The sequence below is a fragment of the Streptomyces sp. NBC_00539 genome, assembly GCF_036346105.1.
Classification (GTDB): Bacteria; Actinomycetota; Actinomycetes; order Streptomycetales; family Streptomycetaceae; genus Streptomyces.
This window is the reverse complement of record NZ_CP107811.1, coordinates 3,108,265-3,130,082: the sequence shown is the minus strand read 5'-3', so window position 1 is coordinate 3,130,082 and position 21,818 is coordinate 3,108,265. Positions and strand designations below refer to the sequence as shown.

The window sequence follows — 21,818 nt, the reverse complement described above, 5'->3', positions numbered from 1 at the left end:
TGAGTCGCGCTAGCTGACGCATAGTCAGATTACTGAACTGACACGCCGTCAGGAACAGGGATGCGCAGGAAAGATGGTGGAGGTGATGTGTGGAACGGTCCCAGACCCCCGGGGCGGGGGTCCAGGACGGTTTCAGCCGACCCTGCGACGGCCGCGGGTAGCCCCGCCGCGACGGGCCAGGGCCTTGGCGATCCTCTCCGCGTCCAGGGCCAGTTCCCGCAGCATTCCGCTGATGGGGTTGGTGAAGCCGGTGAAGTGGAGACCCGGGGCCTGCGCGAGGGTGCGGGCGCCGTGCGCGAGGGGGCGGCCGCGCTCGTCGAGCACGCCGAGGTGGCCGACCAGGCCTTCCAGTGCCCGCCGGTAGCCGGTCGCGGCGATCACCACCTCGGGGGTGATCCGGCTGCCGTCCGCCAGCACCACCGCGTCCCCGTCGAAGGAGGTCACGGCCGCGACCGGCTCGACCGCCCCGCGGCGGACCGCGTCGATCAGCCCGACGTCCTGGACCGGGATGGCGCCCTCCTTGACCCTGCTGTACAGCCCGGTGGCGGGGCGCGGGAGACCGTACGCCGTCAGGTCCGGCACGGACGCCTTGGCGACGAGCGCGCCGAGCCGGTCCACCAGCCGGACGGGCAGCCTGCGGACCAGGATCCCGGTGCGCTGCGCCGGCCAGCCGGCGGTGGAGCGGCGCACGATGTGCGGGGCGGTGCGGACGGCGAGCCGCACCCGCGCGGCCCCGCCCTCTGCCAGGTCTGCGGCGATCTCCGCGCCGGTGTTGCCGACGCCGACGACGAGCACGTCCCGGCCGGCGTACGGGGCGGGGTTGCGGTACTCGGCGGCGTGCAGCAGCCGCCCTTCGAAGCCCTCCCGGCCGGGCCAGTCGGGCAGCGCCGGGGTGTGGTTGAACCCGGTGGCCACGACGACGGCCCCCGCGGCCAGTACCCGCCCGCCGCTGGCGTGCAGGGTCCAGCCGCCGGCCCCGCCCTCCGCGTCGGCGGCCGGCTCGATGCGGGTCACCTCCACGCCGGTGACCAGTTCCAGCTCGTGGAACTCGGCGTACTTCTCCAGGTACCGCACGACGTCCTCCCGCGCGACCCACCGTCCGAAGCGGCGCGGCACGGCGAGGCCCGGCAGGCCGGAGAGGCGCCTGGTGGTGTGCAGGTGGAGCCGGTCGTAGTGGGAGCGCCACGAGGTGCCGACCGCGTCGGACTTCTCGACCACCACGGCGCGGATCCCGCGGGCACGCAGCGCGGCGGCGACGGCGAGGCCGCCGGGGCCGGCGCCGATCACGTACACGGGGCGCGGCTGGGTGGTCAGGTCGGGGGCTGTGGGGGCTGCGGGCATGAGGTGTGAGCGTATCGACACAGAGAGTTGATGGGTCTCGGACAAGGAGGGAATCGATTGCGGATCGGTCACGGGCCGGCTCCGGGGGCCTTGCGGGACGCGCCCCGATCGGGTCAACTGACGTTCCGTCAGATAATGGAGGAGGGGGCTGTCGATGCAGACCGTCTGGCTCAGTGGAGCCGAATGGATGGCCGTGCTCCGAACGGGCCTCGGCCTGTGGTGGCTGGAGAGCTGGCGGCACAAGGACAAGAAGGGCTGGTTCGAGCGCGGCACCGGCATCGCGTGGGCCGCCGATGTGGCGGGCAAACACCGCTGGACGTTCGTGAAAAGCGGCTTCGACCGGGTCGTCCGGCCGCGCCCCAGGCTCATGGCGTACGTGGTGGTGTACGCGGAACTGGCGCTCGGTCTCGGCCTGGTCCTCAGGCTGCTGACCCCCATCGCGCTGGTCGGGGGGCTGCTGCTCAACCTGCTGTACCTGGTGCTGATGATCCACGACTGGGCCGAGCAGGGGCAGAACGCCATGATGGCGCTCATCTCCCTGGTCGCGCTCTTCGCCATGGGCTGGCAGGTCTGGTCCCTCGACGCGGCGATGGGACTCTTCCTGTGACCACGCGCCACGACGTGCCCGAGGCGGACGACTTCACCCGCCCCTACTGGGACGCGGCCGCCGAGGGGCGGCTCCTGCTGCGCCGCTGCGCGGACTGCGGCCGGGCGCACCACTACCCCCGGGAGTTCTGCCCGTTCTGCTGGGCGGGCGAGGACCGGGTGCGGTGGGAGGAGGCCGAGGGGTCGGCCGTCCTATACACCTGGTCGGTCGTCCACCGCAACGACCTGCCCCCCTTCGGGGAGCGGGTCCCGTACGTCGCGGCGGTGGTCGACCTGGCGGAGGGGCCGCGGATGATGACGGAACTCGTGGGCTGCGGGCCGGCGGACCTGGGCGTCGGGACGCCGTTGCGGGTCGCGTTCCGCACGGGCGGCCCGGGCCCGGTCGTCCCGGTCTTCCGCCCGGCCGCCCGGCCGGGCGACACGGCGCGGTAGTCGCCGTACGCACCACTGCGTGCGCGGAATGTCACAGCCCCGCACCGGTCCGGCGGAACGGCTGCTTCCCCGGCCCGGACCCGGCGATCCTGGAACGGCACCAGAAAGGTCCGGACCACCTCACCCCTCGGAGCAGCCGGTGTCCTCGTCCTCGCAGGAGATCCCCCTCACGATCACCCCCCAGCAGGCGGCCTACGGCGTGATCCTTCCGGTGTCACTGCCCGGCGGGGACGTGCGCCTGCGGATCCCCGCCGGGGTCCGGGACGGCGAACTCGTACGGGCCCGCGCGGGCGGGACCGAGGTTCTGCTGCGGATACGGGTCGCGGGCGGTGCGGGGGCCGGTTCGGCGGCTGCACAGGGGCCGCCGACCGTCGCGAGCGCCGCCGTACCCGGTCAGCCGGCCAGGTCGTCGTCCGGTGCCGGCGGCTGGCTCGCGGTGGTCGGCGTCGTCGTGGCCGTGATCATCGTGGCGGTCGTGGCGAACAGCGGTGGCGATGACGACGACAAGCACACCGCGTCCTCGTCGCCCAGCTCGACGTACAGCCCGACGCCCGACCCGACGTACAGCTCCTTTTCGCCCGAGCCGTTGCCGACCCGCACCTCGTACACGTCCGGCGCGGACAGCAGCAGCTCCGTCCCCGCGTACCCGTACCCCACCTCGGCCCCCACCACGGCGGACCCGAGCCCGTTCGACAAGGGGACCTGCCTCAACGGGCAGCTGCCGGACTCGACGACCGCGCAGCGCGTCGACGACGTGGAAGAGGTCTCCTGCTCGGCGTCGGACGCGCACTACAAGGTGATCCAGCGCTTCGGGTTCACCTCGGACCTGCACCGCTGCGACGACACCCCGCGCACGGAGTACGCGTTCTCGTACCGCTACACCCTCAACGGGGCTCCGATCAACGAGTACGTGTACTGCCTGATCGGCCTCGGTTCGTATTCCCGCAGCTGAGGCCCCGGGGGCGCCCGTCCCCGGGGGCCGGCCGCCTCACGGCCACAGCAGGATGCGCGACCAGCCGCCGTCGGGGTCCCGCCGGTAGAGGAGGCGGGTGTGGCGGCGGGCGGGGTCGCCCTGGAAGAACTCGACCTCGGCCGGGTCCAGCACGTAGCGCGTCCACGTCGGTGCCGGCGCCTGCGGGTCGGCCCCGGCACGGGCCCATGCCGCCGCCGAGGCCTCGGCGAGGTCCGTCAGGGAGCCCAGCACCTCGCTCTGGCGGCCGGTCAGGGCCGCGGCCAGCGCCCCGCGCGAGCGCACCGCCAGGTCCTCGCGGCTCTCCCGCGCCCCGCACGCCGTGACCCGTCCCCGGATCCGGATCTGCCGTCCCACTGCGGGCCAGTAGAAACCGAGCGCCGCCTGGGGCCGCCCGGCCAGCTGGCGCCCCTTCGCGCTGGTGGCGTGCGAGGCGAAGTGCCAGCCCCGCGCGTCGGCGTCGTGCAGCATCAGGGTGCGCACGTCGGGCCGCCCCTCGGGGTCGACCGTCGCCAGGCTCATCGTGTGCGGCTCGGGCTGCCCGGCGCGGGCGGCGTGGACGAACCACTCGCGGAACAGGGGCAGCGGCTCGGCCGGCGCGGCCCCGGGGTCGAAGGAGGGCAGCGGGGTGTCCCAGACGCGCAGGGAGTGCAGGGTGTCCCGGAAGTCGTCGCCGCTCGTCTCGCTGGTCATACGGGCCATCGAACACCATCCGGGGCGGGCGCGGTGCGGTGGCCGGGGCGGGCCCCGCGAACCGGTGGAAAGTGCCTCCGGCACGCCCCCCGCGTCCATATGATGTGCCCTCATCAAACTGCTGAGGGGTGGGGGTACCGATGGGCATACCGGTGGACGGCTCGGACGGCAGACGCGTGGGGCGCACGGGGCGCACGGGGCGTACGGGGACGGTTCTCCGGCGGACGCTGGCGGCGCTGCTGCTGGCGGGGGCGGCCGTCGCGTGCGGGCCCGGCACGGGGAGCGGTGCGGCCGCCTCCTTGGCGCCGGTCGCACCGTCGGCGCTCGTGTCGGCGGAATCCTCGGCCCCGCCCCCGCCCACGCCCTCTGCCTCGCCCTCGCCCTCCGTCTCGTCCTCCCCGCTGCCCGGCCCCTCGGCGCCGGCGCCCGCCGCTGTGCGGACGCCCTCGGCCGAACCGACGGTAAAGGCTCCGGCCCCGACGACGCAGGCGCCGACGCGGGCCGCGACCGCAGAGCCGGCGCAGGAGCCGACGCAGGCGGAGGAAGCCGCCTGCGAGATCGTCTCCGACTCCGGGAACTGCTACAAGGCGGGCCAGTTCTGCCGCAAGGCGGACGTCGGCCGCGAGACGCACGCCGCGAACGGCCGCATCATCCACTGCCGCTCGGAGGGCAGCCGGGCGCGCTGGAACTACTGAGCGGCCGCAGTCGGCGGGCCGCCGGAGCCGCCCCGCCCGCCGGAGCCTCGCCCCGCCGGGCCGCCGGCCCCCCGGGGCCCTTGAGCGGCCCCGGGGGTCGCCGGTGATGCCGGCCCGCCGCGGGGCCTACCGCCCGAGGATGACGGTGCCCGAGGAGCAGAACCAGCCGCCCGTGCCCGAGGCCAGGGCCACCTCGGGCAGTCGGCCGTTCCGCTTGGTGACCTGGCGGTCGGGGCCGGCCTCGCCGCGGAGCTGGCGGACCGCCTCCACCAGCAGGAACAGGCCCCGCATCCCGGGGTGGCAGGCCGAGAGCCCGCCACCGTCGGTGTTGACGGGCAGTTCGCCGTCCCGCAGCAGCCGGCCCTTCTCCACGAAGGCCCCGCCCTCCCCCTTGGCGCAGAAGCCGAGGTCCTCCAGGGTCACCAGGGTCATGTACGTGAAGGCGTCGTAGATCTCCGCCAGATCCACGTCCGCCGGGCCCAGACCGGCCCGTTCGAAGGCCAGGCGGCCCGAGACCGCCGCCGGGGAGACGGTGAAGTCCTCCCACTCCGACATGGTGGTGTGGGAGACGGAGGTGCCCGAACCCAGGATCCAGACGGGCGCCTTCGCGGTGTCCGGTACGTAGTCCTCCGCCGCGAGCAGCACCGCGCAGCCGCCGTCGGAGCGGATGCAGCAGTGCAGCTTCGTGAACGGGTCCGCGATCATCTCGGCGGACAGCACGTCCTCCACCGTGATCGGGTCCCGGTACATCGCGTCGGGGTTGGTGGCGGCGTTCGCCCGCGCCTGGACGGCCACGGCGGCGAGCTGCTCCGCCGTGGTGCCGTACTCGTGCATGTGGCGGCGTGCGGCCATGGCGTACTTCGCGACGAGGGTGTGGCCGTACGGGACCTCGAACTGGAGCGGGCCCCGGGCCCCGAAGGAGAGGTTCGAGGTGCGCCGGCGGGCCTTGACGTCGGCGCGGGCGGTGGAGCCGTAGACCAGCAGGACTGCGTTGGCGTGGCCCGCGGCGATGGCGTCGGCGGCGTGGGCCGCCATGACTTCCCAGGTGGAGCCGCCGACGGAGGTGGAGTCGACCCAGGTGGGGCGCAGCCCGAGGTACTCGGCCACCTCGACGGGGGCGAGGGTGCCGAGGCCCGCCGAGGCAAGGCCGTCGATGAGGGAGCGGTCCAGGCCCGAGTCGGCGAGCGCCCGGCGGGCGGCCTGGGCGTGCAGGGCGTAGGGGGTGGGGCCGTCGACCCGGCCGCAGTCCGAGAGCGCGACGCCGACGACCGCGACCCTGCGGCGGGGTGCGGAGGCGGCGGAGAGGGGTCCAGGCATGGGGCGACCGTATATCTGACGTACCGTCAGGCGCTAGGCCCCGTCCGGCCGTAGTGCCGCCGGAACCGGGGTGGTGCACGTCGTGGCGCCCGGCGCGACTTCGGCGGTGACAGCCCCTGGGCATCCGCGGCCCGCCGCCCTAACATGACGGCCCGTCAGATATCCCCCCGGCCACCGCTGGGAGGTGCCCGCCCCCAGGAGGAGCCAGACGATGGATGCCGCCTTCACCGCGGAGCAGGACGAGATGCGCCGCACCCTGCGCGAGATCCTGGGCAAACGCTGCGGTCCGGACGAGGTCAAGGCCGCCGTCCGCACCTCCGCCGGATACGACCGTGAGCTGTGGCAGCAGCTCTCGCGACAGCTGGGGCTGCCGGGTACCGCCATCGCCGAGGAGTACGGGGGAGTCGGCTGCACGCCCGCCGACCTGGCGCTGGCCTGCGAGGAGACCGGACGCGTGCTGCTGCCCTCCCCGCTGCTCGCCACCGCCGGGCTCGTCGCGCCGCTGATCGGCGCCCTCGGGACGCCCGCCCAGCGCGCGGCGCTGCTGCCCCCGCTCGCCGCCGGAACCCTGACCGCCGCGCTCGCCGTACCCGGTACGGCCCTGGCCACCGCCCTCGCGCTGACCGGCGACAACACCCCCGGCGAGTGGTCCGGGGGCGGCCGCGCCGGCGGGGTGCAGGCCCGGGCCGGCGAGGACGGCGGCTGGCGGCTGTACGGGGAGGCCGCGCAGGTGCTGGACGGGCACAGCGCCGGCCTGCTGCTGGTCGCCGCGCACACCGGCGGCTTCGCCCGCAGCCGCACCCTGCTCTTCCTGGTGCGCGACGACGCGCCCGGCCTCGTACGCACCCGGCAGGCCACGCTCGACGAGACCCGTCCCCAGGGCCGGGTCCAGCTGCGGGACGTGGCAGCCGAGCTGCTGGGCGGTGACGGCGGCGGTGACGGCGGTGACGGTGGCGGCGGGGTGTCCGGGGCGCTCGCCGCGACCGGCCGGAGCGCCGCCACCCTGCTCGCCACCGAGGCGGTCGGCGCGGCGGGCCGAGCGCTGGCCCGCACGGTGGAGTACGTACGCGAGCGCGAGCAGTTCGGCCGTGCGGTCGGCTCCTTCCAGGCCGTCAAGCACCGGCTCGCGGACCTCTACGTACAGGTCCAGGCGGCCCGCTCCGCCGCGTACTACGCGGCCTGGGACCCGGACCAGGGCGGACTCGCCCTCGCCCAGGCGCTGGAGGCGCTGCGGCTGACCTCGGGCGAGGCCATCCAGCTGCACGGCGGCATCGGCTTCACCTGGGAGCACGACGCGCACCTCTACTTCAAGCGCGCGGCGGCCGACGAACTGCTCTTCGGGCCGGCCCACCGGCTCCGGGGGCACGCCGCGCAGCGCGCCGGCCTCTTCCCGGCGGCCCGGGAGGCGGCCCGGGACACGACCTCGGAGAGGATGGCCGTCTGATGGCCGCCGTCGGAGTCCGCCTGATGCAGAAGGTCTCCTCGACCCTGCTGTTCGCCAGGATCGCACCGCACGTCATCCCCGCCATGGACAAGGCGGTGCACCGGCTCACCCGGGGCAAGGTCATCCTCAGCGCGCAGATGCTCCCCGGCGTGATCCTCACCGCCAAGGGGGCCAAGACGGGCGAGCCGCGCACCACACCACTCGCCTGCATGCCGCTGGACGACGGCGCGAGCTGGCTGCTGATCGGCTCCAACTTCGGCCGCCCCGGCCACCCGGCCTGGACCGCGAACCTGCTCAGGCACCCCGACGCGCAGGTGAGTTGGCACGGCCGGGACATCGCCGTACGGGCCCGCCTGCTCCACGGCGAGGAGCGTGCGGCGGCCTGGCGGGAGGCCCTGGCGTTCTGGCCGCCGTACGCGACGTACCAGGCGCGGATCGAGCGCGAGATCCGGCTGTTCCGCCTGGACCGCCGCTGAGCGCGGCAACCCGTACGCGGCGGCCGCGGTGGGCGCCGGCGGACCTGGACCCCTGGCCGGGGTCCGGGGCCGCCGTTACTTGGTCGGCTTCTTGCCGGTGATGCCCAGGTGCACGAGGAGCGCGAGGTTCGGCTTGAGTTCGGCCTGCTTCACACCCCAGGTCTGGAACCCCTTCTGGTGCGAGGCGACCGCGGCCAGCATCGCGACCAGCGAACCGGCCATCGCGGCCGGGCTGAGGTCCTTGTCGACCCTGCCCTTGGCCTGGAGTTCCTTCATCGACTCCGTGAGGGAGTTGGTGACGGAGTTCAGGATCTTCATGCGGATCTTGTAGAACCGCTTGTCGCCCTCCGCCGCGCCGAGGTCGACGACCCGCAGGATCGCGTCGTTGCGGCGCCAGAAGTCCAGGAAGCCCTCGACCAGTTCTTCGGCCGCGGCCCAGCCGGCCTTGCCCACCCAGTTGCGGCCCTCGACGAGCGCCGTCAACTGCGCGCCCTCCGTGGCCATTTCCTCGGCGATCTCCAGGACGGCACCTTCGACGTCCGGGAAGTACTGGTAGAAGGTCGCGGGGGAGGTACCGGCCTTGCGCGCGACGTCGATCACCTTGACGTCGCGGTACGGCGAGGAGCTGAGCATCTCGCCGAGGCAGTCGAGCAGCTTCTGCCGCGTCGCCTGGCCGCGCCGGCCGGCGACACGCCCGTCGACGGTGCGTACTTGTCCTGTCATGCCGTCAGCTTACCGAGGGGTGATGGGCGCGCTATTCGGCCGCCTGCAAATGGGGTTACCCGGCCCCGGACCTGGGCCATCGGCGCCCGCGCACCCCGCCGCCGATGCTTTTCGGCCGCTTTCCGGGCCGGATTCCGTCCCGGGCCGCCCTGTCCTGCCGATACCGGTCGCGGCCCGTCCCTGGCCCACCCGTATCGTGGCGTAATCCCCCGAATAGTCTCGTCAACAGGCCCCGGACCCCTTCACGGACCCATCATGGCCGGTACGAGCGGGGCGGACACGGGGTGGACGACGGAAGGAACCGGGCGATGACGGCATTCGCGGAGGGCTCCCCCTGCTGGGTCGACGCCTCGCTCCCGGACGTCGAGGCGGGAAAGCGCTTCTACGGTGAGCTCTTCGGGTGGACCTTCGGGGACAGCGCGGGCGCCGAGTACGGGCACTACACGCAGGCCTACAGCCGCGGCCGCAACGTCGCCGCCCTCGCCCCCAAACCCGACGGCCGCATGCCCACCGTCTGGGGGATCTACCTCTACACCGTCGACGCCTACGCGTGCGCCGCCCGCATCCGCGCGGCGGGCGGCCAGATGGTGATGGACCCGCAGCCCGTGGGCCCGTACGGCACCGCCGCGATGGCCGCCGACCCCGGCGGGGCCGTCTTCGGCCTGTGGCAGCCCGGCACCCACCACGGGTTCGAAGCCCAGGGCGAGCCGTACACCTACCGCTGGTCGGAGGTCTACACCCGGGCGCGCGACGCCGTGGACGTGTTCTACGCCAAGGTCTTCGGCTACGTCCCCGAGGACCAGGACGACCCCGACTCCGGCATCGAGTACCGCGTCTGGTCCCCGCCCGGCAGCGCCCCCGGCTCCGCGACCGCCGTCCTGGGCCGAAGCCTCATCACCGACGCCTTCCCGGAGATCATGCCGGCGCACTTCCTGGCCTACTTCGCCGTCCCCGACTGCGACCAGAGCGTGGCCACCGCGCAGCGCCTCGGTGGCCGGGTCACCGCCGATCCCGTGGACACCCCGTACGGGCGCATCGCGGTCGTCGCCGACAATCAGGGGGCGGTCTTCGGGCTGCTCTCGGAGCCGCGGACCAAAGCCGGAGGCGAAACCCGGCCCTGACCCGGGGCCGGACCAGGCGCGGGCCTGACAGAATCGGGCGTGCGCGCCGGTGGACGCGCGCTGCGGGCGGGCCCGGCGTGGGCCCGGGAGGCCCGTACGGGGAGGTGTGGAGGCCAGTGGTGGAGCAGCTGACGCAGCACGACCCGAGACGGATCGGCCCCTTCGAGGTGCTGGGACGGCTCGGCGCCGGCGGCATGGGGCTGGTCTACCTCGCGCGGTCGGCGTCCGGACGGCGCGTCGCGATCAAGACGGTGCGCACCGAGCTCGCCGAGGACCAGCTGTTCCGCGTGCGTTTCACCCGGGAGGTGGAGGCGGCGCGCGCCGTCTCCGGCTTCTACACCGCGGCCGTGGTCGACGCCGACCCGCGCGCCGCCGTGCCGTGGCTGGCGACCGCGTACGTGCCGGCCCCCTCCCTGGAGGAGATCGTCAACGAGTGCGGGCCCATGCCCGTGCAGGCCGTACGGTGGCTCGCGGCCGGCATCGCCGAAGCCCTCCAGTCCATCCACGGGGCCGGCCTCGTGCACCGCGACCTGAAACCGTCCAACGTGCTCGTCGTCGAGGACGGCCCGCGCGTCATCGACTTCGGTATCGCGAGCGGGGTCTCCAACACCCGCCTGACCATGACGAACGTCGCCGTCGGCACCCCCGCCTACATGTCGCCCGAGCAGGCGAAGGACTCGCGCAGCGTCAAGGGCGCCAGCGACGTCTTCTCGCTCGGCTCGACGCTCGTCTTCGCCGCCACCGGACACCCGCCCTACCACGGGGCCAACCCGGTCGAGACGGTGTTCATGCTGCTGCGCGAGGGCCCGAACCTGGAGGGGCTCCCGGACGAGCTGCGGCCCCTGATCGACTCCTGCATGCAGATGGACGCCACCCGCCGCCCGACCCCGGCCGACCTCCAGGCGCAGCTGGCCCCGCACCTCTTCGACGGCGGCGACGACAGCGGCACCGCCTCGGCCTGGCTGCCCGGTACCGCCGTCGCCATGATCGAAGCCCGCCGCGCGGGGCTGCGCACGGCGGTGGTCCCCGCCCCCGCCCGCAAGCCGCGCGGCGCCGAGGGGCCGCTGTCGGGCCCCGCCACGCACCGGCCGCGGCGTGACGCCGCCGAGTCGTGGGTGGACCCGCGCACCGGGCAGGCCGCACCCCCGCTTCCGCCGCACCCGCCGGGCTCGCCGGTGTCCTCGGGCGAGCCGGTCCGGCTCGGCGCCTCGCCGGTGCCGATCGGGCCCGGGCCGCGCGCGACGGCCGCCGCGCCCGCCGGGGCCGGGGCCGACGTCGCGACGGGCTGGGTCCGCCCGCCGGGCGGCGCGTCCGCCGCCGAGGCCGTCGGGGCGGTGCCGCACCAGGCGTCGTCGTCGGCGGCGTCCGCGGCGGCCCCCTCCGGTCCCTCGCCCGAGAGCGGCCGCTGGCGCCCCTGGCGCTTCCGCATGTCGAACGAGGTCTGGGGCACCCCGACCGTCGCCGGCGACCTGCTGTACGTCACCTCCTTCGAGGTGCACGCGCTGGACGTCGGCAGCGGCCGGCGCCAGTTCAAGACGCGCGACGTCGCCTGGTCCATGGCAGTCGCCGACGGCCGCATCCACGCCTCCGACGGCCCCTCCCTGTACGCGCTCGACGCCTCCGACGGCTCCGAGCGCTGGCGGCTGGCCACCGAGGCGTGGGTGTACGCGCTGCGCGCCGAGCGGGGCACCGTCGTCACCGCGACGCGCGGCGGCGGCGTACAGGGCTGGGAGGCCTCCAGCGGCCAGAAGCTGTGGGAGCTCAGCGGCGCGCAGAGCGACTTCGAGACCCCGGAGGCGGCGCCCGTCCTGCACGAGGGCACCGTCTACGTGTGGCAGGACGCCCGGCTGCGCGCCCTGGACGCCCGCTCCGGTCTGGAGGCCTGGTCGTACCCGGTCGGTGACGCGGCGTCCTGCGGGAACGTCCCGGTGCGGGTCACCCCGGCGCCGGACGGCAACGTCTACGTCGCCGCCGGCACCCGCGTCCTGTCCGTCGACCGGGCCTCGGGGCGGGTGCGCTGGCACTTCGAGGCCCCGGCGGTCTTCCTGGCGCCCCCGGCCTTCGCGCCGGGCGCGGCGGTGACGGGCGGCGGCGTGTACCTCGTCGACTACCTCGGCACCGTGTACGCCCTGGACGCGGTCACCGGCAAGGACCGCTGGCGCATCGCGACGGAGTCGCGGCCTTCGCCCGACCCGGTCCTGGTGGCCGCCGGCAACGTCCACCTGGGCGCGGGCAGCGCCCTGTACACGCTCGACGCGGTCACCGGCACCCCGAAGTGGCGGTTCGCGGCGGGCGGGGAGATCACCGGCTCCCCGGCGGTCGCCGACGGCCGCGTGCACTTCGGCTCGGCGGACCACTGCCTGTACACCCTGGACGCGGCGGGCGGGCAGCTGCGCTGGAAGCTGGCCACGGGCGGGGAGATCACCGGCGCCCCGGTGGCCGATTCGGGCGTGGTGTACGCGTGCAGCAAGGACCGCTGCGTGTACGCGCTGGACGCGGCGAAGGGGACGGGCACCCGGACCGGCGGCTGAGCCGGTCCGGCCCGTCCCCGGGTCCGGTCCCGGCCCCGCCGGGTCGCGCACGGCACCGGGAGTGACAGGATGGACCCCATGAGCAACGTCTACTTCGACATCGACATCGACGGCAAGCCCGCGGGCCGCATCGTCTTCAACCTCTTCGACAAGGTCGTCCCCAAGACCACGAAGAACTTCCGCGAGCTGGCCACCGGCGAGCACGGCTTCGGCTACGCCGGTTCGCCCTTCCACCGCGTCATCCCCCAGTTCATGCTCCAGGGCGGTGACTTCACCAACCAGAACGGCACGGGCGGCAAGAGCATCTACGGCGAGAAGTTCGCCGACGAGAACTTCGACCTGAAGCACGACCGGCCGTTCCTGCTGTCGATGGCGAACGCCGGCCGCAACACCAACGGCTCGCAGTTCTTCATCACGACGATCCCCACCCCGTGGCTCGACGGCAAGCACGTCGTCTTCGGCGAGGTCGTCGAGGGCTCGGACCTGGTCAAGAAGATCGAGTCCCTGGGCTCCCAGTCCGGCCGCACCTCCGCGAAGATCGAGATCTCGGCCTCGGGCGTCGTCGACGCCGCCTGACCCCTTCCCGGCCGGCCGGCCCCGCCCCCTCGGGGGGCCGGGGCCGCCGCCATGCCGGGCCCGCCCCGGCCTGCGTGACCCCCGGCCGAGCCTCGTGCGGCGCGCGAACCGGGAGCCCTGCGGCGGGGGTTGCGGTCGTGGCACGATGCTGCGGTAGGCCGGGAGCCCGCCGGGGGCCCGGCGTTCGTGACCGAGGGGAGCCGACATGGGCGTACCGAAGCCGCTGACGCACGAGGAGATGGCCGAGAACCTGGCGGAGCTGCCCGGGTGGGAGCAGGACGGTGACGTGATCACCCGGACCTACGCGATCTCCTACCACGCGGCGGTGGCGGCGATCGTGACGATCGCCGACCGGGCGCGGCGCGTGCGCCACCACGCCGATCTCGACCTGCGCGCCGACCACCTGCGCGCGTCGATCACCACTCACGACGTCGGCAACCGGCTGACCGCGGCCGACTTCGACCTGGCCCGCCGCATCGACGCGATCGTGGCCGCACACCAGGCACTGCCCCTCGACTGACCGTGCGCGTGACAGGCCCCGGGAACCTGGGCCCGGCGCGCCTGGGTCCGGCGCGTCTAGACCCGGCGCGCCAGGACCCGGCCCGGCCAGGTGCCGGAGCGGAAGCGGTCGGTGGGGGTGAAGCCGTTGCGCTCGTAGTACGCGACCAGTTCGCCCCCGCCGCCCGCCCAGCAGTCGACCCGCAGCAGCCGGGCGCCCGCCCGCCGGGTCTCCTCGACGGCGCGGGCCAGCAGGGCCGCCCCGATGCCGAGGCCGGCGTAGCGGCGGTCGCAGACCAGCAGCCGGACGTACCGCTCGGGTTCCCCCGCCGCCGCGACCGGCAGCTGCGGGCTGGGCCCGGAGTCCAGTACCAGCGCCCCGGCGGGGGCTCCGTCCCACTCCGCGACGAACGGGAGGTTCTCGGTCGTGTAGCGCTCGACCCGCTCCGGCCCCCCGGGACGCTGCGAATACGGCGCCGTGCCCCACTGCTCGGTGTTGCCGCGCGCGTTCATCCAGGCCACCGCGGAGTCGAGCATGCCCAGGATCGCCGGGGCGTCGGCCGGGGTGCCCGGCCGGATGGCCATCCGTATGCCGTGCGTGCCGTTGTCCACGGGGGAAGCCTAGGGGCGCTCGGCAGGGGGGTGGAAACCGGGGTTCGTCGGGGCGGGGGGCGGGGGCCAGGGTTCGGCGGGGTGGGGGGAAGAGGCCGGGAAAGTGGGCGGCAGGTCGCGGTCGCGGACGCGGCGGCGGGAGCGGCCGCGCATGACGGCCCCCGCCAGGATGAGCAGCGCGCCGGCACCGAACGCGCTGGCCACGCCCTCGCCGATGCCCTTGCCGTCGGTCCCCACCGCGATGCCGTCCACGGCCTGGCCCTGACGGACCATCCACAGCACGGCGATGCCGAGGACCACGACCCCGGCGAGCGCCATGAGGGCGCGCGAGCACCGCACGATCGCGACGAGGGCCAGGAGCGCCGCGAAGCAGAACGGCAGCAGCAGCGAGGCGAACAGCGCGGCTTTGGCGTCGGTGATCCCGCCCGTGGAGAAGAGGTCCGCGAGCCGGTAGTCGCGCCCGTGCCGGCCGCCGTACCAGGCGCGGAAGGGACTCCAGACGGCGGCTGCGGCTCCGATCAGACCGAGGAGCGAGCCGAGCAGGTTCCGGATCATGCCCCGACGCTATGTGCGGCCCCGGGCACCCGCACCCCGGGTGGGGCGTCCGGGGGCCTGGTAGCGTGGCGCGCCGTTGCCCAGGGGGAGGAGTCGGCCATGACGGCTGGAGGTCGCATCAGGTTCGGCGCGGTGCTCGTGACGGTGGTGTTGGCGCTCACGGGGTTCTCGTCCGGCCACAAGAGCAGCGGCCACGGAGGCTGCTCCAGTTCCAAGAGCAGCAAGCGCAGCAGCTACGACAGCAACAGCAGCTACCACAGCAGCAACCGCAACAGCGGCAGCCGGTCGACGGCCAGCCCCACCGCCAGTCCCACCGCCAGCCCCACCGGCGCGCCCGCCCGCGCCGAGGTCGTCAGCTGCGCCGGCCCGGGCTCACCGATGGCCACCGTCAAGGTCACCTCCCTCGCGGCCGTGGAGCGCACGGTCCGGATCCGGCTCGGCTTCGAGGGCGCGGCCGGGACCGTCGAGAGCGCCACCACCAGCGTCACCCTCAAGAAGGGCGAGACCCGCACGGTCGAGGTCAAGCTGCGCGACCCCGACCGGGCCGCCGACGTCACGAGCTGCCGGATCGGGTCCGTCACCGCCGCCTGAGCTACCGGATCCGGGACTCCGGCGAGGTCCGGCGGCCGGCGAAGAGGGCGGCCTGCCCGGCCGCCGGCAGGTTGCCCAGGGCGATCAGGGCCGGCGCCTGGTCGAGGGCCTGCCGGAGCGCCGCCTGCTTGGCCGACCACAGGGCCCGCACCGTGCCCTGCACGGCCCCCGTCGGAAAACCGGCCAGGGTCCGCGCCGACCGCAGGGCCGCCTCCAGGAGTTCCCCGGGTCCGGCCAGCTCGGACACCAGGCCGGTCTCGTACGCCCGCCGCGCGGAGAGCCGTTCCGCCGTGCCCATCAGGGACATCCGGGCCACCTCCCCGAACGGCATCCGCTGCGCCATGTACACCGCCTCGTAGGCGCTGACCATCCCGTACGTCGTGTGCGGGTCGAAGAACGTCGCGGACGACGACGCGACGATGAACTCCGACTCGCCCAGCAGGTAGAACGCGCCGCCGCACGCCATGCCGTTGACGGCCGCGACCACCGGTTTCCACAGGTCGTTGGCCTTCGGCCCGACGGCCAGGAGCGGGTCGTCCACCGAGTACGGGGACGCGGGCTGCGGCACCTGCACGCCCCGGTCGATGCCCGTACAGAACGCGGCCGTCCCCGCCCCCGTCAGCACCACCGCCCGTACACCCTCGTCGTAGCGGAACTCCCGCCAGACCACGGCGAGTTCGGCGGCCGTCGCGAGATCGATCGCGTTGTGCCGGTGCTCCCGGTCCAGGGTGACGACCGCGACCCCGCTCGCCCCGTCCCGCTCCACCCGTACCGTCACGGCCGCTCCAGGACCCAGCGCGGCACGCTCGTGCCGCCCGTATCGGTGAACACCACCTGTACCCGCGCCCCGATCCGCAGCCGGGCCGGATCCACCGAGTCCAGCGGGGCGTCGGCCGAGGTGACGAGGTTCCCCGCCAGCCGGATCAGCGGCGCCTCCGCCAGCTCCACGAGGATGACGTTGTACGGGGCCTGCGCCGCGTAGGCGGGCAGCAGCGGCGGGTGCGGCCGTACGAACGACCAGATCCGGCCCCGGCCGCTCATCAGCCGCCACTCGGAGCCGAACGACCCGCAGTGCGGGCAGCAGGGCCGGGGCGGGAAGCGGAGCCTGCCGCAGTCGGCGCAGGCCTGGATACGGAGCTCACCCCGGGCGGCGTACTCCCAGAACGGGGCCCCGTCCTCGTCCGGGACCGGGAGGAGGAGGTTTTCGGCGGGCGCGGTCATGGTCGGTGTCAGCTCCTCAGCAAGATCGCGGACGTCGGGACGCCTTCGCCCGCCGTCACCAGGCACGTCGCGGCGTCCGGCACCTGCGCGGTCGAGGTGCCGCGCAACTGCTTGACGCCCTCGTTGATCAGGTTGAAGCCGTGGACGTACGCCTCCGACAGGCCGCCCCCGCCGGTGTTGATCGGCAGCCTGCCGCCCATCTCCAGTGCCCCGCCCTCGGTGAACGCGGCCCCCTCACCGCGCCCGCAGAAGCCGTAGCCCTCCAGGGACAGCGGGATCAGCGGGGTGAACGCGTCGTAGATCTGGGCCACGTCCACGTCCTCGGGCCCGAAGTCGGCCTGCTTCCACAGGTGACGGGCCGCAGTCCACGCCGGGCCGGACAGCGGGTCGTCGTTCCAGTAGTTGACCATCCCGTGGTGCTGCGCGGGCAGGCCCTGCGCGACGGAGTGGACGTAGACCGGCTTCTGACGGCAGTCCCGCGCCCGCTCGGCGGACACGATGACGCAGGCCAGCGCCCCGTCCGTCTCCAGGCAGTTGTCGAAGAGACAGAGCGGCTCACTGATCATGCGGGAGGTCATGTACATCTCGCGGGTCAGCGGCCGCTCGTACATCATGGCGGCGGGGTTCTCGTTGGCCCGGTTGCGGCAGGCCATCGCCACGTTGAAGAGGTGGTCGCGGGTGGCCCCGTACTCGTGCATGTAGCGGCGGGCCAGCATGCCTATCTCGTCGGCCGGCCGCAGCAGCCCGAACGGGCGGGTCCACTGGCCGGGGGTGGGCAGCTGCACGGTCGTGTTCTTCCAGGGGCGCGGTCCCGAGCCGCGCTTGCGCGAGCGCCAGGCGACGCCGACGGAGGCCTGGCCGGTGGCGAGGGCGGCGGCGAGGTGGCCGACCGTGGCGCAGGAACCGCCGCCGCCGTAGCCGACCTTGGAGAAGAAGGTGACGTCGCCGGCGCCGATGGACTTGGCGACCTCCACCTCGTCGGTCTCCTCCATCGTGTACGAGGCGAAGGCGTCCACCTCGGCCGGTGCGATGCCCGCGTCGGCGAGCGCCGCGAGGATCGCGCGGCAGGCCAGTTCCTTTTCGCTGCCCGGCAGTCGTTTGGCAAAGGCGGTCTGGCCGATGCCGACGATTGCCGTAGCGTCCTTGAGCGTTGCCGCCATCGCCACCTCCGGGTGCGCGCCAGTGCTGACAGCCGCGAAGGCTACAGCTAATCTGACGGATAGTCAGCTACTGGCACCGGGGAGGGTGACGCACGATGGGCGACGAGGAGCAGCACGGGACGCACCGACAAGGCACCGTCCGGCCGGCCGACGACCCCACCGACCCCCGCGGCGACCTGCACTGGGGCACCATCGGAGGCCTCGTGCGCGACGCCGCCGCCCGCTACCGCGACCGCGAGGCCGTCGCCGACGGCCGCGTCCGCGTCAGCTACGCCCAGCTCGGCGAACGCGTCGAACGCGCCGCGGCCGCCTGCCTCGCCGCCGGGATCGAACCCGGCGACCGGGTCGCCGTATGGGCGCCCAACACCCTCGACTGGATCGTCTCCGCCCTCGGCGCCGTCACCGCGGGCGCCGTACTCGTCCCCCTCAACACCCGTTTCAAAGGAACCGAGGCCGCGTACGTACTCCGGCGCAGCCGGGCCCGTCTCCTCTTCGTCACCGGCACCTTCCTCGGCACCTCCTACGTCGCCTCCCTGCGCCGCGCCGCAGCCGAGGGCCGCGGCGCCGGCCCCCTGCCCGGCCTTCCCCACCTCGAACAGGTCGTCGTCCTCGCGGGAGACGCGCCCGAGGCCTTCCACACCTGGAAGGACTTCCTGGCAGGCGGCGACGCCGTACCGGCCGCGGCCGTCCGCGAGCGCGCCGACTCGCTCCGCTCCGAGGCGCCCTGCGACATCATCTTCACCTCCGGCACCACCGGCAGCCCCAAGGGCGCGGTCATCACCCACGCCCAGACCCTGCGCTGCTACGACGTGTGGAGCGAGCTCGCCGGACTGCGCGAGGGCGACCGCTACCTGATCGTGAACCCCTTCTTCCACACCTTCGGCTACAAGGCGGGGATCATCGCCTGCCTGATGCGCGGGGCGACGATGGTCCCCCAGCCCGTCTTCAACGTCGACACCGTCCTCGCCAACGTCGCCGCCGAACGGATCTCCGTCCTGCCCGGGCCGCCCACCCTCCACCAGTCGCTCCTCGACCACCCCCAGCGCGACCACCACGACCTGTCCGCCCTGCGCCTGGTCGTCACCGGCGCGGCCGTCGTCCCGCTCCGGCTCGTCGAGCGGCTGCGCGGCGAACTGCACATCGCCACCGTCCTGACCGCCTACGGGCTCTCCGAGGCCGGCGGCATCGTCACCATGTGCCGCCGGGGCGACCCGCCCGAGGTCATCGCCGCCACCTCCGGACGCGCCATCCCCGGCACCGAGATACGGATAGCCGGCGAAAGCGGCGACCCGGCACCGGCCGGCACCCCCGGCGAGGTCTGGGTGCGCGGGCACCACGTCATGCGGGGCTACTTCGAGGACCCGGACGAGACGCGGCGCGCCATCACCCCCGACGGCTGGCTGCGCACCGGCGACGTCGGCGTCCTCGACACCGCCGGGAACCTGCGCATCACCGACCGGATCAAGGACATGTTCATCGTCGGCGGGTTCAACGCCTACCCCGCCGAGATCGAGCAGCTCCTCGGCCTGCACCCGGACATCGCGGACGTCGCGGTCGTCGGCGTCCCCGACCCGCGCCTCGGCGAGGTCGGCAAGGCGTACGCGGTCCGGCGCCCCGGTGCCACCCTCACCGCGGACGACCTGATCGCCTGGTCCCGGCGGGAGATGGCCAACTACAAGGTGCCGCGCGCGGTGGAGTTCGTCACCGAACTGCCGCGCAACGCGAGCGGCAAGGTCCTCAAGCGGGAGCTGCGCACCCGGACCTGAGGCGGGTGTCCGCCCGTCGGGCCCCGGTGGCGCCGCTCCCGCCCGGGGGCAGGAGCGGCACCGCGGAAGGAGTCCGCTGCCGTCAGGCCTTGCCCGCGAGGGACCCGGCCGGGGGTTCAGGCCCGGGGTTCAGGCCCGGGGTGTCGAAGGGACCGCCCGGTCCGGCTTGCGGGCCAGCACCAGACGCCAGCGCGGGGTCCCGTCGGGCCGGCGGCCGAAGTGCTCCAGCGGGACCGTGTCCACCGTGAAACCCGCCGCGAGCAGGTCCGCCCGGACCGGCCCCCAGGGGAAGGTGCGGTAGTACATGACGAACGGCGGCCGCCACACCGCGTTGCGGACGCGCATCGCCGCGTCGAAGCCGGCCACCGCCCACCACAGCGGGGACGTCGGCGGAATCGGCGCCCCGATCGGGAACGCGAAGACACCGCCGGGGCGCAGCGTCCGGTGCACGCCCGAGAACAGGGCCGGCCGCTGCGCCGGGAGGAAGTGGCCGAACGCACCGAAGCTCACGGCCAGGTCGTAGGAAGCGGTGAGCGCCTCGGGCAGCGCCAGCGCGTCGGCCCGTACGAGGTCGGCCCCGTCGGGGAGGTCCAGCGCGGCCCGCCGCAGCATGCCGGCGCTGAGGTCCACCCCGGTGACCCGCTCCCGGCACAGCCGCCGCAGCAGGGGCAGGGCCGCGCCGGTGCCGCAGCACAGGTCGAGCCCCGAGCCGAAGGACCCCTCGTGTGCGGCCAGGGCCTCCTCGACCGCGTCGAGCATCCGGACCGGGGTGCGGAACGGCGTCTCGTCGAACTTCGGCGCGAGCAGGTCGTAGCCGCGCTCGAGGGAGGTCAGCGCCTGCACGGCCAGTTCGCGGAGGGTCGGCCCCTGGGAGGTGAACACCCCTCCAGCCTAGACGCGTTCCCGCCGTGCGGCCGGTGCGCCGGCGGTCACCGGGGCGCCCGGTCCTTCCGCCAGGCGCCGACGCCGAGCCGGCCCGTGGTCCCGAGGTCGAGTTCCGGTACCACGGTCACGGCCGCGGCCCCGGGCTTCGCCGTCACCCTGGCGTACGGCGCGTTCACGGCGTCGCCGGAGCCGGTGGTGTTGCGCCACGCCAGGGTGGTGCTCGCCGATTCGCCCGGGCCCAGCGTCAACGGCGCGGGCGGCCCGTCCCCTCCGAGGCCCGTGGAGATGCCGGCGGTGCCCCGGAGGATCTCGACGCCGGTCACCGGCTCGCGGCTTTCGTCGAGCAGCTGGAGGCCGGGGTAGCCGTCGAGCTCGTAGCGGCCGGTGCCGCAGTAGGTCAGCCGGATCCCCACGACGCGCAAGCCCATGGCGGCGTCCCCGTCGTCGGCCGTGACCCGGATCCCGGAGGGCGGGCAGGCGCCGGCGGGGTCGGGCGCCTCGGCGGCGGGTACGGCCCGCACCTTGGAGATCCGCACCCGCGACCCGGTCCCGGACGCCGTGTCCGACCTCTCGACGGTGCGCGTCACGCTCTGACCCGGGCCCACCGACGAGACGGTCTGCCGGACGCTGTCCATGGCCCGACCGGAGTCGTCCAGAAGGCTGAAGGTGACGGTGTAGGTGAGGGCTTCCGCGGCGGTGTTGGTGACCCGGAAGGCGGCGCCCGAGGCGGGGGAGGGAGCGCACTCCCGGCTGATGAGGCTCACCCCGTCGTGCTCGGAGGCCCGCCCCGCGGTGGTGGGGGCGCAGCTCGGTGCAGCGGAGCCGCCGGTCGTGCCGGAGGCGGCGGTTCGCGTCCCGCATCCGGCGAGGACCACGGTGGCGGCGAGGACCACGGTGGCGGCGGGGAGCAGGGTGGCGGCGGGGAGCAGGGTGGCGGCGGGGGCGGGGCGCATCGCCCCAGGAGATCAGGAGCGGATGCCCGTGGCTGTGACGGAGGCCACGCCTGCGGTCACAGGGCCGTCACAACGACGTGCGGCGGCCGCGGTGGTCCCCCCGGGCCACCGCGGCCGCCGTTCCCCCGTACGAGCCCTCAGGTCTCCCCCGTACGTATCCCCCCGTACGCATCCCTGTGGGCTTCCCCCGTACGTTTCCCCCGTACGTCCCCCGTGCTGTGCGCCGGCACGTACCCCCGTACGTTTCCCCCGTACGTGCTGTGCTCGCCTCGGCTACGGGCGCGGAACGGACGCGTGGTTGTCCAGCGTCACGATGTCTGCGTCCAGAACCTTGTCTTCCTGCCCGGGCAGCGGCGTACCGCCCGAGGCATGGTTGTCGAGCGGCTTGATCTCGATGCCCGACGCGTGGTTGTCGAGCGGCTTGATGTCGCCTTCGTTCGGCGGAGCGGTGTTCGAAGCGGTGTTGTTCGGCAGGGTGTTCTCGTTCGTCGTCATCGTCGGATCTCCTGATGGATGAGTCGGGCCCGTTCGGCGATTCCCCCGTGGACCGCCGAACGGGTAGTCCTCCAGTCGACCCGCGAGCCCCCCCCGACGCGCCGAGCCGATGCATTCATCATGTCGGGCGGCGATAAACGAACGATGAACGGCCCGT

24 protein-coding genes are annotated in these 21,818 nt (G+C 74.2%); 12 read left to right on the top strand and 12 right to left on the bottom strand.

Annotation, left to right across the window (positions count from 1 at the left end; all coding sequences use genetic code 11):
• Window positions 1-132: 132 nt before the first annotated feature.
• Complete coding sequence (locus tag OG861_RS13820; RefSeq protein WP_329197259.1) at window positions 133-1,341, bottom strand: flavin-containing monooxygenase; 1,209 nt, start codon at window positions 1,339-1,341, stop codon at window positions 133-135.
• A 154-nt stretch (window positions 1,342-1,495) separates the two neighbouring features.
• Here OG861_RS13820 and OG861_RS13815 point away from each other — a divergent pair, with 154 nt between their 5' ends.
• From OG861_RS13815 to OG861_RS13805, 3 genes are all read left to right on the top strand, one after another.
• Entirely contained in the window at window positions 1,496-1,948 is a 453-nt protein-coding gene (locus OG861_RS13815) for a DoxX family protein (protein WP_329197261.1), read from the top strand.
• Window positions 1,945-2,379 carry a Zn-ribbon domain-containing OB-fold protein gene (locus tag OG861_RS13810; protein ID WP_329197263.1) on the top strand — a complete coding sequence of 145 codons (435 nt, stop codon included), beginning with the start codon at window positions 1,945-1,947 and terminating at the stop codon, window positions 2,377-2,379. Before OG861_RS13815 ends, OG861_RS13810 begins: the two co-directional genes overlap by 4 nt.
• Window positions 2,380-2,518: 139 nt before the next feature.
• The gene (locus tag OG861_RS13805) at window positions 2,519-3,331 is read left to right on the top strand and encodes an LppU/SCO3897 family protein (RefSeq protein ID WP_329197264.1); all 813 of its coding nucleotides are present in this window, start codon (window positions 2,519-2,521) and stop codon (window positions 3,329-3,331) included.
• A gap of 36 nt (window positions 3,332-3,367) precedes the next feature.
• On the opposite strand, the gene OG861_RS13800 is transcribed toward OG861_RS13805, so the two are convergent.
• Complete coding sequence (locus OG861_RS13800) at window positions 3,368-4,042, bottom strand: pyridoxine/pyridoxamine 5'-phosphate oxidase (RefSeq protein WP_329197266.1); 675 nt, start codon at window positions 4,040-4,042, stop codon at window positions 3,368-3,370.
• Window positions 4,043-4,182: 140 nt separating this feature from the next.
• Here OG861_RS13800 and OG861_RS13795 point away from each other — a divergent pair, with 140 nt between their 5' ends.
• Window positions 4,183-4,737, top strand: a complete 555-nt coding sequence (locus OG861_RS13795; RefSeq protein ID WP_329197268.1) for a hypothetical protein — start codon at window positions 4,183-4,185, stop codon at window positions 4,735-4,737.
• Window positions 4,738-4,863: 126 nt separating this feature from the next.
• Here OG861_RS13795 and OG861_RS13790 read toward each other — a convergent pair whose 3' ends face one another.
• On the bottom strand, window positions 4,864-6,054 hold the full coding sequence (locus OG861_RS13790) for a thiolase C-terminal domain-containing protein (protein WP_329197270.1): 1,191 nt from the start codon (window positions 6,052-6,054) through the stop codon (window positions 4,864-4,866).
• 211 nt (window positions 6,055-6,265) lie between these two features.
• On the opposite strand from OG861_RS13790, the gene OG861_RS13785 reads away from it, so the two are divergent.
• Both OG861_RS13785 and OG861_RS13780 read left to right on the top strand, forming a co-directional pair.
• Window positions 6,266-7,498, top strand: a complete 1,233-nt coding sequence (locus OG861_RS13785) for an acyl-CoA dehydrogenase family protein (protein ID WP_329197272.1) — start codon at window positions 6,266-6,268, stop codon at window positions 7,496-7,498.
• Window positions 7,498-7,974: a nitroreductase family deazaflavin-dependent oxidoreductase gene (locus tag OG861_RS13780; RefSeq protein ID WP_329197274.1), complete on the top strand. Its 477-nt coding sequence runs from the start codon at window positions 7,498-7,500 to the stop codon at window positions 7,972-7,974. Before OG861_RS13785 ends, OG861_RS13780 begins: the two co-directional genes overlap by 1 nt.
• Before the next feature lie 75 nt (window positions 7,975-8,049).
• On the opposite strand, the gene OG861_RS13775 is transcribed toward OG861_RS13780, so the two are convergent.
• Window positions 8,050-8,697, bottom strand: coding sequence for a TetR family transcriptional regulator (locus OG861_RS13775; RefSeq protein ID WP_329197275.1), 648 nt, complete (start codon window positions 8,695-8,697; stop codon window positions 8,050-8,052).
• Between the two features lie 308 nt (window positions 8,698-9,005).
• Between OG861_RS13775 and OG861_RS13770 the strand changes: the two genes are divergently transcribed.
• The 4 genes from OG861_RS13770 to OG861_RS13755 all read left to right on the top strand — a co-directional run bounded on the left by OG861_RS13770 (window position 9,006) and on the right by OG861_RS13755 (window position 13,445).
• Entirely contained in the window at window positions 9,006-9,818 is an 813-nt protein-coding gene (locus tag OG861_RS13770) for a VOC family protein (protein WP_329197277.1), read from the top strand.
• A 119-nt stretch (window positions 9,819-9,937) separates the two neighbouring features.
• Complete coding sequence (locus tag OG861_RS13765) at window positions 9,938-12,349, top strand: serine/threonine-protein kinase (protein ID WP_329197278.1); 2,412 nt, start codon at window positions 9,938-9,940, stop codon at window positions 12,347-12,349.
• 78 nt (window positions 12,350-12,427) lie between these two features.
• Window positions 12,428-12,925, top strand: coding sequence for a peptidylprolyl isomerase (locus OG861_RS13760; protein ID WP_329197279.1), 498 nt, complete (start codon window positions 12,428-12,430; stop codon window positions 12,923-12,925).
• A 205-nt stretch (window positions 12,926-13,130) separates the two neighbouring features.
• The gene (locus tag OG861_RS13755) at window positions 13,131-13,445 is read left to right on the top strand and encodes a 4a-hydroxytetrahydrobiopterin dehydratase (protein WP_329197281.1); all 315 of its coding nucleotides are present in this window, start codon (window positions 13,131-13,133) and stop codon (window positions 13,443-13,445) included.
• Between the two features lie 56 nt (window positions 13,446-13,501).
• Here the strand turns inward: OG861_RS13755 and OG861_RS13750 are convergent, their stop codons facing one another.
• Both OG861_RS13750 and OG861_RS13745 read right to left on the bottom strand, forming a co-directional pair.
• The gene (locus tag OG861_RS13750; RefSeq protein WP_443056776.1) at window positions 13,502-14,008 is read right to left on the bottom strand and encodes a GNAT family N-acetyltransferase; all 507 of its coding nucleotides are present in this window, start codon (window positions 14,006-14,008) and stop codon (window positions 13,502-13,504) included.
• A 36-nt stretch (window positions 14,009-14,044) separates the two neighbouring features.
• The gene (locus OG861_RS13745) at window positions 14,045-14,590 is read right to left on the bottom strand and encodes a hypothetical protein (RefSeq protein ID WP_329197285.1); all 546 of its coding nucleotides are present in this window, start codon (window positions 14,588-14,590) and stop codon (window positions 14,045-14,047) included.
• A gap of 99 nt (window positions 14,591-14,689) precedes the next feature.
• On the opposite strand from OG861_RS13745, the gene OG861_RS13740 reads away from it, so the two are divergent.
• Complete coding sequence (locus OG861_RS13740) at window positions 14,690-15,181, top strand: hypothetical protein (protein WP_329197287.1); 492 nt, start codon at window positions 14,690-14,692, stop codon at window positions 15,179-15,181.
• 1 nt (window position 15,182) lies between these two features.
• On the opposite strand, the gene OG861_RS13735 is transcribed toward OG861_RS13740, so the two are convergent.
• The 3 genes from OG861_RS13735 to OG861_RS13725 are packed head-to-tail and all read right to left on the bottom strand — an operon-like array spanning window position 15,183 to window position 17,562.
• Window positions 15,183-15,959 (bottom strand): enoyl-CoA hydratase/isomerase family protein, encoded by a 777-nt coding sequence (locus OG861_RS13735; RefSeq protein WP_329197288.1) that lies wholly within the window; start codon window positions 15,957-15,959, stop codon window positions 15,183-15,185.
• Window positions 15,956-16,402, bottom strand: coding sequence for a Zn-ribbon domain-containing OB-fold protein (locus tag OG861_RS13730; RefSeq protein ID WP_329197290.1), 447 nt, complete (start codon window positions 16,400-16,402; stop codon window positions 15,956-15,958). Before OG861_RS13730 ends, OG861_RS13735 begins: the two co-directional genes overlap by 4 nt.
• Window positions 16,403-16,410: 8 nt before the next feature.
• Window positions 16,411-17,562 carry a lipid-transfer protein gene (locus OG861_RS13725; RefSeq protein ID WP_329197292.1) on the bottom strand — a complete coding sequence of 384 codons (1,152 nt, stop codon included), beginning with the start codon at window positions 17,560-17,562 and terminating at the stop codon, window positions 16,411-16,413.
• 95 nt (window positions 17,563-17,657) lie between these two features.
• On the opposite strand from OG861_RS13725, the gene OG861_RS13720 reads away from it, so the two are divergent.
• A complete protein-coding gene (locus OG861_RS13720) occupies window positions 17,658-19,328 on the top strand; it encodes a FadD3 family acyl-CoA ligase (RefSeq protein WP_329197293.1) in 1,671 nt (556 codons plus the stop codon).
• Window positions 19,329-19,457: 129 nt separating this feature from the next.
• On the opposite strand, the gene OG861_RS13715 is transcribed toward OG861_RS13720, so the two are convergent.
• The 3 genes from OG861_RS13715 to OG861_RS13705 all read right to left on the bottom strand — a co-directional run bounded on the left by OG861_RS13715 (window position 19,458) and on the right by OG861_RS13705 (window position 21,661).
• Window positions 19,458-20,210 carry a class I SAM-dependent methyltransferase gene (locus tag OG861_RS13715; RefSeq protein ID WP_329197295.1) on the bottom strand — a complete coding sequence of 251 codons (753 nt, stop codon included), beginning with the start codon at window positions 20,208-20,210 and terminating at the stop codon, window positions 19,458-19,460.
• Window positions 20,211-20,257: 47 nt separating this feature from the next.
• Entirely contained in the window at window positions 20,258-21,166 is a 909-nt protein-coding gene (locus OG861_RS13710; protein WP_329197297.1) for a DUF4232 domain-containing protein, read from the bottom strand.
• Window positions 21,167-21,439: 273 nt separating this feature from the next.
• Complete coding sequence (locus OG861_RS13705; RefSeq protein WP_329197299.1) at window positions 21,440-21,661, bottom strand: hypothetical protein; 222 nt, start codon at window positions 21,659-21,661, stop codon at window positions 21,440-21,442.
• Window positions 21,662-21,818 lie beyond the last annotated feature (157 nt).